Origin of the sequence: Pseudomonas sp. JAI111 (genome assembly GCF_024809425.1) — a bacterium.
GTDB lineage: Bacteria > Pseudomonadota > Gammaproteobacteria > Pseudomonadales > Pseudomonadaceae > Aquipseudomonas.
On the sequence record NZ_JANUCB010000006.1, the window covers coordinates 246,582 to 261,753 of the forward strand.

The 15,172-nt window shown below is 58.2% G+C and carries 14 protein-coding genes and 1 other RNA gene; 11 read left to right on the plus strand and 4 right to left on the minus strand.

All coding sequences use genetic code 11. From position 1 onward, the window contains the following. Positions 1 to 18: 18 nt before the first annotated feature. Entirely contained in the window at positions 19 to 546 is a 528-nt protein-coding gene (locus HNR03_RS20265) for an outer membrane protein assembly factor BamE (protein ID WP_222589733.1), read from the plus strand. A 60-nt stretch (positions 547 to 606) separates the two neighbouring features. Here HNR03_RS20265 and HNR03_RS20270 read toward each other — a convergent pair whose 3' ends face one another. From HNR03_RS20270 to HNR03_RS20280, 3 genes are read right to left on the minus strand one after another with little or no spacing between them, the layout of a single operon-like run. After that, entirely contained in the window at positions 607 to 921 is a 315-nt protein-coding gene (locus HNR03_RS20270; protein ID WP_259155439.1) for an RnfH family protein, read from the minus strand. Next, entirely contained in the window at positions 914 to 1,348 is a 435-nt protein-coding gene (locus HNR03_RS20275; protein ID WP_208670042.1) for a type II toxin-antitoxin system RatA family toxin, read from the minus strand. Before HNR03_RS20275 ends, HNR03_RS20270 begins: the two co-directional genes overlap by 8 nt. 7 nt (positions 1,349 to 1,355) lie before the next feature. After that, the gene (locus HNR03_RS20280) at positions 1,356 to 2,759 is read right to left on the minus strand and encodes a sodium-dependent transporter (protein ID WP_222589730.1); all 1,404 of its coding nucleotides are present in this window, start codon (positions 2,757 to 2,759) and stop codon (positions 1,356 to 1,358) included. A gap of 118 nt (positions 2,760 to 2,877) precedes the next feature. On the opposite strand from HNR03_RS20280, the gene smpB reads away from it, so the two are divergent. Next, positions 2,878 to 3,360, plus strand: a complete 483-nt coding sequence (smpB, locus tag HNR03_RS20285; RefSeq protein ID WP_007900551.1) for an SsrA-binding protein SmpB — start codon at positions 2,878 to 2,880, stop codon at positions 3,358 to 3,360. A 142-nt stretch (positions 3,361 to 3,502) separates the two neighbouring features. On the opposite strand, the gene HNR03_RS20290 is transcribed toward smpB, so the two are convergent. After that, a complete protein-coding gene (locus HNR03_RS20290) occupies positions 3,503 to 4,270 on the minus strand; it encodes a GntR family transcriptional regulator (protein WP_222589729.1) in 768 nt (255 codons plus the stop codon). 262 nt (positions 4,271 to 4,532) lie between these two features. Between HNR03_RS20290 and HNR03_RS20295 the strand changes: the two genes are divergently transcribed. From HNR03_RS20295 to HNR03_RS20335, 9 genes are all read left to right on the plus strand, one after another. Then, entirely contained in the window at positions 4,533 to 6,227 is a 1,695-nt protein-coding gene (locus HNR03_RS20295; RefSeq protein ID WP_259155441.1) for a lactate permease LctP family transporter, read from the plus strand. Positions 6,228 to 6,378: 151 nt separating this feature from the next. After that, on the plus strand, positions 6,379 to 7,203 hold the full coding sequence (locus HNR03_RS20300) for a (Fe-S)-binding protein (RefSeq protein ID WP_090175688.1): 825 nt from the start codon (positions 6,379 to 6,381) through the stop codon (positions 7,201 to 7,203). Continuing rightward, positions 7,200 to 8,654: a LutB/LldF family L-lactate oxidation iron-sulfur protein gene (locus HNR03_RS20305; RefSeq protein WP_259155442.1), complete on the plus strand. Its 1,455-nt coding sequence runs from the start codon at positions 7,200 to 7,202 to the stop codon at positions 8,652 to 8,654. The genes HNR03_RS20300 and HNR03_RS20305 overlap by 4 nt, the downstream gene beginning before the upstream one ends. Then, complete coding sequence (locus HNR03_RS20310; RefSeq protein ID WP_259155443.1) at positions 8,654 to 9,325, plus strand: lactate utilization protein C; 672 nt, start codon at positions 8,654 to 8,656, stop codon at positions 9,323 to 9,325. The genes HNR03_RS20305 and HNR03_RS20310 overlap by 1 nt, the downstream gene beginning before the upstream one ends. Next, on the plus strand, positions 9,322 to 12,141 hold the full coding sequence (locus HNR03_RS20315; RefSeq protein WP_259155444.1) for an FAD-binding and (Fe-S)-binding domain-containing protein: 2,820 nt from the start codon (positions 9,322 to 9,324) through the stop codon (positions 12,139 to 12,141). Before HNR03_RS20310 ends, HNR03_RS20315 begins: the two co-directional genes overlap by 4 nt. A 119-nt stretch (positions 12,142 to 12,260) precedes the next feature. Beyond that, entirely contained in the window at positions 12,261 to 12,536 is a 276-nt protein-coding gene (locus tag HNR03_RS20320; RefSeq protein WP_090175696.1) for a hypothetical protein, read from the plus strand. A gap of 390 nt (positions 12,537 to 12,926) precedes the next feature. Then, positions 12,927 to 13,193, plus strand: coding sequence for a hypothetical protein (locus HNR03_RS20325; RefSeq protein WP_259155445.1), 267 nt, complete (start codon positions 12,927 to 12,929; stop codon positions 13,191 to 13,193). Positions 13,194 to 13,288: 95 nt separating this feature from the next. Further along, positions 13,289 to 13,686, plus strand: a transfer-messenger RNA (tmRNA) gene (ssrA, locus tag HNR03_RS20330). A gap of 184 nt (positions 13,687 to 13,870) precedes the next feature. Beyond that, entirely contained in the window at positions 13,871 to 15,130 is a 1,260-nt protein-coding gene (locus HNR03_RS20335) for an integrase domain-containing protein (RefSeq protein ID WP_259155525.1), read from the plus strand. Positions 15,131 to 15,172 lie beyond the last annotated feature (42 nt).

A 15,172-nucleotide genomic window follows, 5' to 3' on the forward strand; every position in this document is an offset into this window, starting at 1 on the left:
AGTGGAAGTCGCCCACCGATGCAAAACACCAAGCTCTTGCTAACCAGTTTCACCTTTGTGGGACTGCTCGCACTCGCCGGTTGTTCATTCCCCGGGGTTTACAAAATCGACATCCAGCAGGGCAATGTCGTCACGCAGGACATGATAGACCAGTTACGCCCGGGAATGACCCGCAAGCAAGTACGGTTTATCATGGGCAACCCTCTGCTGACCGACACGTTCCATGCCGATCGCTGGGATTACCTGTATAGCCTGCAACCCGGTGGCGGTGAACGCCAACAGGAACGCATTAGCGTTATTTTCAACCCAAATGACCAGCTTGTCAGCCTCTCCGGCGATTTCATGCCGGGCGTGAGCCGCGACGAAGCCATTCTCGGCAAGGACAGCACCACGAACGTGGCCGCTCCTGTAGAAAACACCGAGAAGCCGAAACCGGAAAAACCGGTCAAGCCAGGTTCGTTGCTGGATCAGATTCAGAAGGACGTCGACGGTGTAGAAACCGTTCCAGTCCCGAGCCCAGAACCGCTGGACACCACGCCGCAATAATTTGCGACGCAATAAAAAACCCGGAAATTCCGGGTTTTTTATTGTCCAGCATTCAGTGAATTACTGATTTCGGGCTTTAGCCTCGGCGGCCTTGGCGGCGCGTAACCGGCGAACTTCCTTCGGATCAGCCAACAAGGGCCGGTAGATCTCGATGCGATCCCCAGCCTGAACTGACCGAGTGTCCGGATCAGCGATCACTTTGCCGAAGATTCCTACCGGGCAATCGGCCAAGCTCAACTCTGGAAAAGCCTCACCGATACCTGACTTCAGCAACGCCGCGCGCACTGTCGTTCCGACAGGCACCACCACCGAGAGAAGCGCCTGTCGGTCAACGGCGGCATAGACCACCTCGACATCAACCATCGACTCAACCATGCATTTGCTTGGCGCGCTGGCAGAACGCGTCCACCAGCGTATTCGCAGCCTGATTGAACAACGGCCCCAACGTCGCGCGCACGATCGGCCCGGCGTAATCGAAGGACAGGTCCAGGCTGATCTTGCAGGCCTTTTCGCCCAAGGGCTTGAACACCCAGATACCGTGCAGCTGGGTGAAAGGACCTTCCTCGAGGTTCATCTCGATGGAATGACCGGGCACCAACGTGTTTCGAGTAACGAAATGCTGACTCAAGCCACCCTTGGCCACGCCTACGCTGGCGCGCATGTGTTCAGGGCTGCTTTCCAGCACTTCGGCGGTCGAGCACCACGGCAGAAATTCCGGGTAACGCGCTACATCGTTGACCAGGTCATAAAGCGCTTGTGCCGGATAGGGCAGCAGCGCCGAACGTTGAATGTGTGTCGTCATGTCAGCGTCACTTCCACAGCTGTGCGGCAAACACTACGAGAATGCCGATGGGCGCCACATAGCGCATCAAGAACAAGGACAGGGCGAACAACGCCGGGCTGCGGATCGACAATTCGTCGCGTACCGCTTCACGCCCCATCACCCAGCCTGCAAACACCACGAAACACAAACCACCGAGTGGCAACATGATCCGCGAGGTGAAGAAATCGATCACGCCGAAGAAGTCCAGGCCGCCGGCCGCTCCCCATTGATAGAGGTGGAACATTCCCCCTTCGTTCACGAAAAACTTGGCTTCTTTCCAGATATTGAAGGAAAACACCGTACCCAGGCCGACAAACCAGCAGGTAAATGCAAGCCAAAAGGTCACCCAGGCGCGACTGACCTTCGTGCGTTCAACCAGATAGGCCACCATCGGTTCAAGCAGGGAAATCGCCGAACTCCAGGCTGCCACCGCAACCAGCACGAAGAACACTACGCCCATCAACTGGCCGAACGCTACGTTACCGAACGCAAATGGCAGGCTGACGAACATCAGGCCAGGGCCTTCACTCGGATTCAGGCCCGCGGCAAACACAATCGGAAACAATGCCAGGCCAGCCACCAGAGAAACAAAGGTGTCGAGCAGTGCCACGCCGACCACGGTGCCGGAGATCGACGAATGCTTGGGCATGTAGGCGCCGTAGATCATGATCGAACCGACGCCCACGCTCAGGGAGAAGAAGGCGTGCCCCATGGCGGGCAACAAGCCGTCGAGCACTTTTTCCGGGTGGAAGTCGAACATGAAATGCACGCCTTCCATGAAATGGCCCGTGGTCATGCTGTAGCCCAGCAGCACCAGAATCATTACAAAGAGCAGCGGCATCATGATCCGCAGACTGCGCTCAAGCCCCGCAACCACGCCTTTGGCGATGACGACCGCCGACAACAACATGAATATCGTGTGCCAAAGTGTCAGGCGCCAAGGGTCGGCGATCACGCCGCCAAAGTACGCGCCGACCTGGTCAGGCGTAACCCCCTGGAAGTCGCCGCGGCCCATGTCGATGATGTAATCCAGCGACCAGCCGCCCACCACGCTATAGAAAGACAGGATCAGCAACGCCGTGACCATCCCGGCGAACGCGCCCCAGGACCACTTGCCCGAATGCCCGGCTTCCTGCGCCAGAACCTTCAGGGCGTTGGCCGGACTCTGCCGCGCGCGGCGGCCGATCAGGGTTTCGGCGAGCATGACCGGCACACCGATCAGCGCGATACAGGCCAGGAACATGAGCACGAAGGCACCGCCGCCGTAGACGCCAACCATGTACGGGAATTTCCAGATACTACCCAGGCCCACGGCCGAACCGGTCGCGGCGAGTATGAAGACCCAGCGGCTAGCCCAACTGCCGTGGACAGAAACCTTGTCTGTCGACATCGTTATCACGCCCAAGCGTTCAAAAAAGAGGCCGCATTGTCCGGGATTCAATCAACCTGCTCAAGCACGTAGCGATACCGTAGCCGACTCGCTTGCAACTCCCTATAATGCCGCCCCTATGGCTAAACAGAAGAAACACCCAACAGGGACCATCGCGCAAAACAAAAAGGCGCGACACGATTACTTCATCGAGCATAAGTTCGAGGCTGGTCTGGTCCTGGCCGGCTGGGAAGTAAAGAGTCTGCGGGCAAGCAAGCTGCAACTGGTCGACAGTTACGTGCTGCTCAAGGATGGCGAAGCCTGGTTGCTCGGCAGTCACATCACACCGTTGATGACTGCCAGCACCCACGTCATCGCCGACCCGACCCGCACCCGAAAATTGCTGCTCAACCGCCGCGAGCTGGAAAAGCTGGCCGCCGCCGTGCAGCAAAAAGGTTATGCCTGCGTGTGCCTGTCCTGGTACTGGAGCAAGCACATGGTCAAGTGCGAGATCGCACTGGGCAAGGGCAAGAAGGAATACGACAAGCGTGATACCGAACGCGAGCGCGATGCCGGTCGTGAATTGCAGCGTGCGGTGCGCAACAAGGGCAAGGAAGACTAGTTCATTGCCTTGAGCTCGCCTTGCCTGATCGTTCCCACGCTCTGCGTGGGAATGCAGCAATGGACGCTCTGCGTCCGCTTTGTGACGCGGAGCGTCACGGGATGCATTCCCACGCAGAGCGTGGGAACGATCACTCCACTGACTACATCCCCTTGCGCCGCTCCGCCCGAGCCATGCGCTGTACTTCCTGACGCACCTCTTCCAGCACTTCCTGCACGTACAGGATGTGTCGGCTGGAGATTTCCCGCGCCTGCTCCGCCCTTCCTTCGATAATCGCCAGGTACAACTCCCGGTGCTGTGTGATCAGCATGTCGCGGGTTTCCGTGCGCTGCTTGTACATGCCACCGATGTTGGTCACTACGTTGCGCCGGAGCAGATCAAACAGCCCGCGAATGGTGTGCAGCAGCACCGCGTTATGGCTGGCTTCGGCAATGGCCAGGTGAAATTTTGCGTCCGCCGCGCCCTCCTCCGCCCGGCTCACCTCGTCGTGACGCGTGTAGCAGTCCTGCAATTCGTTGAAGGCCGCCGTCAGTCGCTCGCGATCCACATCGGTGGCGCGCAATGCCGCGTAATAGGCGCAGGACGCTTCCAGCGTATGGCGAAACTCCAGAAGATCGCGCTGAGCTTCAGGATTGCTTTCCAGCAGATGCAGCAGCGGATCGCTGAAGGTCGACCCCAGCGACTCCACCACATAATTGCCGCCACCCTGACGACTGACCAGCAAGCCCTTGGCCGCCAGTTTCTGAATCGCCTCGCGCAACGAAGGGCGTGACACTCCGAACTGCTCGGCCAACGCGCGTTCGGCCGGCAAGCGTTCACCGGATTTCAACGTGCCTTCGAGAATCATCCCCTCGAGCCGCTCGACAATATCGTCAGACAAACGGCGCTGACGAATCTGATCAAACCCCATAACTCAATTCTCCACGGTCCCGACGGCTCGCCGGGCTCTCTATTCTGGCCTATCGGCGCTGTGCCAGCACCTACCAGACGGCATTTGTTAAGACAGATCAAGCACACGGCCATGGGCTTATTCGACAAAAGTTTTAGGGCGGCAAATTGACACACCGCCTCTAACGCTTTTACCCTAGCCAACAGCGATTGTAAATTGGTATTACCAATTATCCAAGAACGCTGACCAGTGCCTGACCAACAACAATTAGGGGCCACCCCATATGCAAACCTGGCAACAGCTCTATACCCCGCTCGGCAGCCTCGGCGTCTCTGCGCTCGCGGCCGTTATTCCCATCGTGTTTTTCTTTTTGGCATTGGCCGTGTTCCGGCTCAAAGGGCACGTGGCGGGCAGCATCACGCTGGCCTTGTCCATCGCCGTCGCCATCTTCGCTTTCAAGATGCCGGTCGATATGGCCTTCGCCGCCGCAGGCTATGGCTTTGCCTACGGACTGTGGCCGATTGCGTGGATCATCGTCGCGGCGGTGTTCCTCTACAAACTGACGGTCAAGAGTGGCCAGTTCGAAGTGATCCGCAGCTCCGTGCTGTCGATCACCGATGACCAGCGCTTGCAGGTTCTGTTGATCGGCTTCTGCTTCGGTGCGTTCCTTGAAGGGGCCGCCGGTTTCGGTGCTCCGGTCGCGATTACCGCCGCCCTGCTGGTGGGCTTGGGCTTCAACCCGCTGTACGCAGCCGGCCTGTGCCTGATCGCCAACACCGCGCCAGTCGCTTTCGGTGCCTTGGGGATTCCGATCATCGTCGCCGGGCAAGTGACCGGCATCGACGCGTTCAAGATCGGCGCCATGACCGGCCGCCAACTGCCGCTGTTGTCGCTGTTCGTGCCGTTCTGGCTGGTGTTCATGATGGACGGCATGCGTGGCGTGCGGGAAACCTGGCCGGCCGCGCTGGTGGCGGGTCTGAGCTTTGCCATCACCCAATACTTCACGTCGAACTTCATCGGTCCTGAGTTGCCGGACATCACCTCGGCGCTGGTCAGCCTGATTTCCCTGACGCTGTTCTTGAAAGTCTGGCAGCCAAAACGCGCCGCAGGCCAACACATCGCCGGTGCCGTCTCGGCCTCCGTGGTGACGGCCAGCGCCGGAGGTTTCGGCCAGCCACGCACCACCGTGGCTTCGCCTTTCAGCTTCGGTGAAATTTTCAAAGCCTGGTCGCCGTTCCTGATCCTCACCGTTCTGGTCACCATCTGGACCCTCAAACCGTTCAAGGCAATGTTTGCCGCCGGCGGCTCGATGTACAGCTGGGTGTTCAACTTCGCCATCCCGCACCTGGACCAAATGGTGATCAAGGTCGCGCCGATCGTGACGGCACCAACCGCCATTCCAGCGGTGTTCAAACTCGATCCAATTTCCGCGACCGGCACGGCGATTTTCTTCTCCGCGCTGATCTCGATGCTGGTGCTGAAGATCAATATCAAAGCTGGTCTGACCACTTTGAGAGAGACCTTCTACGAGCTGCGCTGGCCGATTCTGTCGATCGGTATGGTGTTGGCATTTGCCTTCGTCACCAACTACTCAGGCATGTCGTCGACCATGGCCTTGGTACTGGCCGGCACCGGCGCCGCGTTCCCGTTCTTCTCGCCGTTCCTCGGCTGGCTGGGCGTATTCCTGACCGGTTCCGATACCTCGTCCAACGCGCTGTTCAGTTCGTTGCAAGCGACCACCGCACACCAAATCGGCGTCAACGACGTGCTGCTGGTGGCGGCCAACACCAGTGGTGGCGTGACCGGCAAGATGATCTCGCCGCAATCGATCGCCGTGGCCTGCGCCGCGACCGGTCTGGTGGGCAAGGAATCGGACCTGTTCCGCTTCACCCTCAAGCACAGCCTGTTCTTTGCGACCATCGTCGGCTTGATCACCCTGGCTCAGGCCTACTGGTTCACCGGCATGCTGGTGCACTAAGACCTGCACGGCAAAACGCAAAAACCGACGCCGGACCACGACTCCGGCGTCAGCAATTCACCACCCGGTCTGTAAGGCTGCTGAAAGCTTGCCTCTCTATATTCAGCAGCCTCAGCGGACGGATAACCGGGCCCACCCGGAGACACGCCTGATGAGCGAGCTTTTTTACAACGCCGTGCCGAACGCGACCCGTGTCGCCCCGCCACTGCCCGAGCCTCGGCAATACCCCAGCGAAAAACCGTCCCGGGTCTACCTGTTCGGGACTTGCGTGGTGGATTTGTTCTACCCCGAAGCCGGGATGGACGCGATTCACTTGCTGGAGCGCGAAGGCATTCGTGTCGAGTACCCGCAAGGGCAAAGCTGCTGCGGGCAACCGGCCTACACCTCCGGCTATACCGAGCAGGCCCGGACCGTGGCGCGCTCGCAACTGGCGTTGTTCGCCGGGGATTATCCGGTGGTGGTGCCTTCAGGTTCTTGTGCCGGAATGTTGCGCGAACACTACGCAGACTTGTTCAAGGACGAGCCGCAGACGTTGAAACAGGTTCAGGCGCTGGCCGCCCGGACTTACGAGTTGGCCGAGTTCCTGTTGTTTGTCTGCAAGGTGCAGCTCAAGGACAGCGGCAAACCGGTGAAAGTGGCGTTGCACACGTCGTGCTCGGCACGCCGTGAAATGAACACCCACCTGCACGGTCGCGAGTTGTTGGCGCAATTGAGCAACGTGGAGCGGGTCAATCACGATCACGAAAGTGAATGTTGTGGCTTCGGCGGGACGTTCAGCGTCCGTATGCCAGACATTTCCGGCGCGATGGTGGCTGACAAGACCCGGTCGTTGAAGGAATCCGGCGCGCACAAGGTACTGAGTGCCGATTGCGGTTGCCTGATGAACATCAACGGCTCGCTGGAGAAACAGCAGGAAGCGTTGCGCGGCCAACACCTGGCCAGTTTCCTCTGGCAGCGAACCGGAGGTGCTCAATGAACGCCTCTGCGATTATTCCTACGGTTGCCGTGGAAGAAGATTTTCGCGTCCGGGCTCACAAGGCTTTGGACGACAAGCAATTGCGAAACAATTTTCGCACTGCGATGGATTCTCTGATGACCAAACGGGCAGCGTCCTTCAGCGATGCCCACGAAAGAGAACATTTGCGCGCGCTGGGCAATGCTGTCCGCGCCCGTGCGTTATCCAAGTTGCCCGACCTGCTCGAGCAGCTTGAACAGAACCTGACCCGCAACGGTGTGACAGTGCACTGGGCGGAAACGGTGGACGAAGCCAATGGCATCGTCCTTTCGATCATCCGCGCTCACGAGGGGCGGCAAGTGATCAAGGGCAAATCGATGGTCAGCGAAGAGATGGAGATGAATCATTTCCTCGCTGAACAGGGCATTGAATGCCTGGAATCGGACATGGGCGAGTACATCGTCCAGCTCGACCACGAGAAGCCTTCACACATTATTATGCCGGCGATCCACAAGAACGCCGGTCAGGTCGCGTCCTTGTTCCACGACAAACTTGGCGTGGAATACACCAAGGACGTTGACCAACTCATTCAGATCGGTCGCAAAGTCTTGCGACAGAAATTCTTCGAAGCGGACATCGGCGTCTCCGGCGTCAACTTCGCCGTGGCCGAAACCGGCACCCTGCTGCTGGTGGAAAACGAAGGCAACGGTCGCATGACCACCACGGTGCCGCCGGTGCACATCGCCGTCACCGGCATCGAAAAAGTCGTGGAAAACCTGCGCGATGTGGTGCCGCTGTTGTCGCTGCTGACCCGCTCGGCCCTCGGCCAGCCGATCACCACCTACGTCAACATGATCTCCGGCCCGCGCAAGGCACATGAACTCGACGGCCCCCAGGAAGTGCATCTGGTGCTGCTCGACAACGGTCGCAGCCAGGCCTTCGCCGACAGCGAATTGCGCCAGACCCTGAACTGCATTCGCTGCGGCGCGTGTATGAATCATTGCCCGGTCTACACTCGAATCGGTGGCCACGCCTATGGTGAGGTTTACCCGGGACCTATCGGAAAAATCATCACCCCGCACATGGTCGGCCTGGCGAAAGTCCCGGACCACCCAAGCGCGTCGTCGCTGTGTGGCGCTTGCGGCGAAGTCTGCCCGGTAAAAATTCCTATCCCTGCATTGCTGCGGCGCCTACGGGAAGAAAACGTCAAAGCCCCGGACAGCCCGCATCAAGTTATGCGCGGCCAGGGCAGCAAGTATTCACGCAAGGAACGCTTTATCTGGAACGCCTGGGCCACACTCAACAGTTCGCCAACGCTGTATCGTTTGTTCGGCTTCTTTGCCACGCGCCTACGTGCGCTCGCGCCGAGCAACGTTGGCCCGTGGACGCAAAACCACAGCGCACCGAAACCCGCCGCCCGCTCACTGCATGACATGGCCCGCGAGCATTTGGCCAACCAGGGAGATCGTTGATGAGCGCCAAGCAAAACATCCTCGCCAAATTGCGCAATAGTCTGACCGGCACCACACCCGTGCCCGACGATTTCGACGTCGAACTGGTGACAGCGCCTTACACCTACACCGCCGAGCAACGCATCCCGCAACTGCGCAAACTGATGGAAGCGGTGCACACCGAAATCCACCTGACGTCCGGCGAAGGCTGGCCTGCATTGCTTGCTCAGTTGTTGCGGGATCGTCAGTTGCCGAGCCTGTTGATCGCACCGACGACGCCTCACGGCCAACGTGTCACTCAGCACTGGGCGAAAAATCCGGGGCTGCCGACACTCAATTCCTACGACCGCCCGGTTGAAGAATGGAAAGCCGAACTGTTCAACGACACCCCGGCCAGCCTGACCACCACCCTCGGCGCCATCGCCGCCACGGGCAGCCTGATTCTCTGGCCGACGCGCGAAGAGCCACGCCTGATGAGCCTGGTGCCACCGGTGCATTTCGCCCTGCTCAAGGCCAGTGAAATCCGCGATAACTTCTATCAGGTGCAACAGGAATTCGAATGGGCCCAAGGCATGCCGACCAATGCGTTGCTGGTATCCGGCCCGTCGAAAACCGCGGACATCGAGCAAGTCCTGGCCTATGGCGCACATGGTCCCAAAGACCTGGTGGTTTTGATTCTGGAGGACCAATGAGTCTACCGGCGGCTTTCCTGCGAGATGCGCAGCAACTGATCCCTCAGGCGCGGCGTTTCGACGACCCGCTGTCGACTTTGGCCTTCGGCACCGACGCCAGTTTCTATCGGCTGATTCCGAAACTGGTGATCCGCGTCGAGTCCGAAGACGAAGTGGTGGCGCTGTTGAAACTGGCCCAGCGCGATCACGTCCCCGTGACCTTCCGCGCCGCCGGTACCAGCCTGTCCGGCCAGGCCATCAGCGATTCGGTGTTGATCGTACTGGGGGATAACTGGAACGGTCGCGAGATTCGTGACCAAGGCATGCAAATCCGCCTGCAACCGGGTGTGATCGGCGCGCAGGCCAACGCATGGCTGGCCCCGTTCGGCCGCAAGATCGGCCCGGACCCGGCCTCGATCAACGCCTGCAAAATCGGCGGCATCGTCGCCAACAACGCCAGCGGCATGTGCTGCGGCACGGCGCAAAACACTTACCACACGCTGGCAGGCATTCGTCTGGTGCTTGCTGATGGCAGCCGTCTCGATACAGAAGACGCGGCGAGTGTTGCCGCGTTTCGCCAGAGTCATGCTGCCCTGCTGGACCGCTTGGCGACATTGGGCCGCGAGACACGCGCCAATGCCGAACTGGCTGCGCGAATCCGCCACAAATACCGTCTGAAAAATACCACCGGGCTGTCGCTCAATGCGCTGGTGGATTTCGACGAGCCTGTGGATATCTTGAGCCACTTGCTGGTCGGCTCCGAAGGCACGCTCGGTTTCATCAGCGCCGTGACCTACGACACGGTCATCGACCACCCGAACAAAGCGTCGGCACTGATCGTGTTCCCGGATGTGGAAACCTGCTGCAACGCTGTCACCGTGCTTAAAAGCCAACCCGTGTCCGCCGTGGAGCTGCTTGACCGTCGCAGCCTGCGCTCGGTGCAGGACAAGCCCGGCATGCCGGCTTTCGTACAACAACTGTCGAACAATGCCTGTGCGCTGCTGATTGAATCCCGCGCGGCATCGTCCACTTTGCTGCAGGAACAATTGGCGCAGATCATGGCGTCGCTGGCTTCGTTCCCTGTGGAAAAACAGGTCGACTTCACTGAAGAACCGGTCGAGAACGCCCGGCTCTGGGCGATCCGCAAAGACACTTTCCCCGCCGTCGGCGCGGTGCGCAAAACCGGCACCACGGTGATCATCGAAGACGTGACCTTTCCGGTGGAACAACTGGCGATTGGCGTGAACCGCCTGATCGAGTTGTTCGACAAACATCACTACGACGAAGCGATCCTTTTCGGACACGCGCTGGAAGGCAATCTGCACTTCGTCTTCACCCAAGGCTTCAACAACCCGGACGAAGTCGCACGCTACCAGGCGTTCATGGACGACGTGGCGCAGTTGGTGGCGGTGGAGTTCGGTGGTTCACTGAAGGCTGAACACGGCACCGGTCGCAACATGGCGCCGTTCGTTGAGCTGGAATGGGGCAGCGACGCCTATCAACTGATGTGGCAGCTCAAACGCCTGCTCGACCCCAACGGCATACTCAACCCGGACGTGGTGCTCAGCGAAGATCCGCAGATCCACCTCAAGCACCTGAAACCGCTGCCGGCCGCCGATGAGATTGTGGATAAGTGCATCGAGTGTGGCTTCTGCGAACCGGTCTGCCCGTCGAAAGGCCTGACCCTGAGCCCGCGCCAGCGCATCGTGATCTGGCGGGATATCCAGGCGAAGAAACGCGCAGGCGTCGACACCTCCGAGCTTGAAGCCGCCTACGAATACCAAGGCATCGACACCTGCGCTGCCACTGGCCTGTGTGCGCAACGCTGCCCTGTAGGCATCAATACCGGCGAATTGGTGAAAAAGCTCCGCGCCCGTAACGCGACGCATACGAAAACCGCCAACTGGCTTGAGGGAAATTTCGCCACTGCACTGCAAGGTGCACGCTTCACTCTGCACGTGGCCAACGGCGCGCGGATACTGCTGGGCGCGCCACGTCTGGCGAAGCTGTCGGCGACGTTGACCAAGTTGTCCAAGGGCCAGGTACCGCAATGGACCAATGCGATGCCGCAACCCGAAAAAGCCATTCGCTTCAGCCCGATCGTGTCGGATGAGCGTCCTCGGGTGGTCTATCTCGCCGCCTGCGTTTCGCGGGTCATGGGCCCGGCGGCGGGTGATAAAGAGCAGATGTCGCTGTACGACAAAACCCGTGGGCTGCTGGAAAAGGCCGGCTATCAAGTCGTCTTCCCGGACAATCAAGACAGCCTCTGCTGCGGCCAGCCGTTTGCCTCCAAGGGTTATGCCGAACAGGCCGAACACAAACGCCAGGAACTGATCGGCGCGTTGCTGCATGCCAGTCGCGGCGGACTCGATCCGATCTATTGCGACACCAGCCCGTGTACGTTACGGCTGGTTCAGGACCTGGGCGATGTGCGCCTGGACCTGTACGACCCGGTGCGCTTCATCCGTACGCACTTGATGGATCGACTCGATTTCACGCCGCAGGAAGCGCCTATTGCAGTGCACGTCACCTGCAGCACCCAGCACCTTGGCGAGAGCCAGGCGCTGATTGATCTGGCGCGTAAATGCAGTAAAAACGTGGTCATTCCCGAAGGCATTCACTGCTGCGGTTTTGCGGGGGATAAGGGCTTCACGACGCCGGAACTGAACGCGCACTCGTTGCGCACGCTCAAGGATGCAGTGCAGCAGTGCAGCGAGGGGATTTCGACCAGCCGCACCTGTGAAATCGGGCTGACGCAACACGGCGGAATTGATTACCACGGGCTAGTCTATCTGGTGGATCGGGTAACGCAGGCCAGGGTCATGCAAGAAAGATAGAACCCTGATGCGCTGCCGCAGTCCACCCAATAAGCCCGGACGTTACCGGGCCTTACTTAAACTCGGCAGCCCGACCTGATGGCCAGCGATGCCTGGACCCTCAGTTCAAGGAGATACACATGAAACGTTCTGTACTGTTAGGTCTGTTCGTTACTGTCTCACTGATGGCGTCCACCTCGTTTGCCGCTGAAAAAGATCAATGTGCGGTCAACTTGCAAACCATCGAAGATGCCCAGGCGCAGATTCCTCAAGAGATGGCTGATCAGGTAGCGGATAGCGTCAAGCAAGCCAAGGCCGATCATGCAAAAGGCACCAAGAAAGGGATTGATGATTGCGTCGCCGAGACCAACCAGACCATCCAGGACCTTAAGAACGCGAACAAAGGCGGGAAGTAAACCAGCAGGAGGTCAACCTTCGGGTTGGCTTGCTGGGCCCCCGGCACCATCCAGTACGAAGCAAGACGACAAAACCCGCCATTTGCGGGTTTTGTTGCATCTGGGATTTGGTCAGGCGTGCACCGCCAGCGTCGCCATGAAAACTTCCCCCACGCCCGAGTCCCGGGGTCCATCGGAGCGAGAGTCCGCTAGAGGTCACCCGTGAAAAGAAGCGATATCCCCTCTGCTTCTATCAAACAATTTTTTCATAGCCACTCTGCTAAAACCGAATTACTGCGTTCCGCCGCAGTCTTTTATGTAGGCCCCATCAATCGTGATTAATTTTTCCAACCTCGGCCGAGCCGCTCGTTCACACGGCAGCACCGAGACCATCAGGTAAAGGAGATATCCATGAAACGTACCGCACTCGCTGGCCTGTTGATTTCTGCTGCAATGTTGGCCTCTCCCGTATTTGCTGCGGACAACAGCCAGTGTATGAGCAAGGTGCAAGAGCTCGAAAATAAAGTCAGCTCACTGCCGGCGACCTCCACAAACACCATAGTGGAGGTCAAAAGGCTTCTGGCCAGCGCCAAAGCGTCACAAGCCTCCAAGGACGACAAAAAATGCGTCACCGAGGCCACCCAAGGATTGTCACTCGCCAACCAGGTCACCCCGTAATGTGCGATGGACAACCTTCGGGTTGGCCTTCTGAGCCGCGTTGGCGTACACTGTGCGTGCTTGTTGCTCACTTTGATTCACAGAGCAACAGGCTCGGGGCCGTTTAGGATTCGACGCCGGTTGCGAAACTTTAGGTGCATGCCGAGTTGGTAACAGAACTCGTAAATCCACTGTTGCAACTACTTATAGTTGCCAATGACGAAACCTACGGCCAGGAATTCTCTCTCGCTGCGTAAGCAGCTTTAGATCCTGAGCTTCTGGTACCTTCGGGTCCAGCAATCACCAGGGGATGTCTGTAAACCCAAAGTGATTGTCATATAGAACAGAATCGCCGTGCAGTACGTTGTGGACGAAGCGGCTAAAACTTACACAACTCGCCCAAAGCACCCTGCCCTTCGGGTCGCTGAGGGTTAACTTAATAGAAACGGCTACGCATGTAGTACCGACAGCGGAGTACTGGCGGACGGGGGTTCAAATCCCCCCGGCTCCACCAAATACACATCTAAAGACGTCCACGGACGTCTTTTTTTGTGCCTGAAACCCAGCAAATACGGGGCTTTCAGCACCATCAAGATCCGTCAGCGTCCATAGACATCCATGCAAACGTGTATTCCAAGTGGTATTCCAAGCTCCCAACTGGTAATTTTTGGAATACACAAACAGCATTGGAATACACCATGTGTGCCCAAGCCACGCGGCTTTCAGACATGAAAGTCAAAGCAGCCAAGCCTAAAGAAAAGGACTACACGCTCACGGATGGCAATGGCCTTCAAATGCGAGTGAGAATCAATGGCTCTAGGCTTTGGAACTTTAACTATATCCATCCCGTGACCAAAAAACGGATCAACATGGGATTGGGTACCTTTCCCGAAGTCAGCCTGGCCCAAGCGCGAAAACGGACTGTTGAGGCCAGGGAGCTTGTCGCCCAAGGACTAGATCCGAAAGAGCAGCGTGATGTTCAGCGCCTGGTAGAAAAAGCCGCGACAGAGCACACGTTTCAAAACGTGGCGAAGGCATGGTTCGATCTGAAGAAAGATTCGGTGACTGCTGCCTACGCTGAAGATATCTGGCGCTCGCTCACTCTCCACATTTTCCCGGATCTAGGCTCAACCCCAATTTCCGCAATCAGAGCCCCTAAGGTCATCAATTTGCTCAGGCCTCTTGAGACCAAAGGTAGCTTGGAAACTGTTAAACGGCTGACCCAGCGCCTTAACGAGATCATGACTTACGGGGTAAATTACGGGCTCATCCATGCCAACCCCCTTAGCGGGATTCGCTCGGTCTTTAAGAAGCCAAAAAAGAAAAATATGGCGACACTGCCTCCCGATGAGCTAAATGAGCTCATGGTGGCAATAGCCAATGCCAGCATCAAAAGAACAACGCGTTGCCTAATCGAATGGCAGCTCCACACTATGACCCGACCAGCAGAGGCCGCGACCACCCGCTGGGCAGATATCGACTTCGATAAGAAGATCTGGACGATCCCAGCGGAGCGCATGAAGAAGCGTCGCACACACTTTATCCCGCTTACGGAGCAGGCTCTGGCACTGCTAGAGGCTATCAAGCCTTACAGTGGAAACAGGGACTATGTGTTTCCTGCAGACCGGAACCCTCGCACCCACTGCAACAGCCAGACCGCCAACATGGCGCTGAAGCGAATGGGTTTCAAAGGGCGCCTGGTAAGTCATGGCATGCGCTCAATGGCCAGTACCATTCTCAATGAACATGGCGACTGGGATCCAGAATTGATCGAAGTAGCACTTGCCCACGTCGACAAAGACGAGGTGCGCAGCGCCTACAACCGAGCGGATTACATTGAGCGCAGACGGCCCATGATGAACTGGTGGAGCGACCACATTCAACAAGCTGCCACTGGTAGCCTGTCCGTCTCGGCATTTCAAACAACCCGAGGTTTGAAAGTTGTATCGATACGCTAGCCAATCAATACTTAGTATTAGCCGTAACGGGGCGTTTTCGAC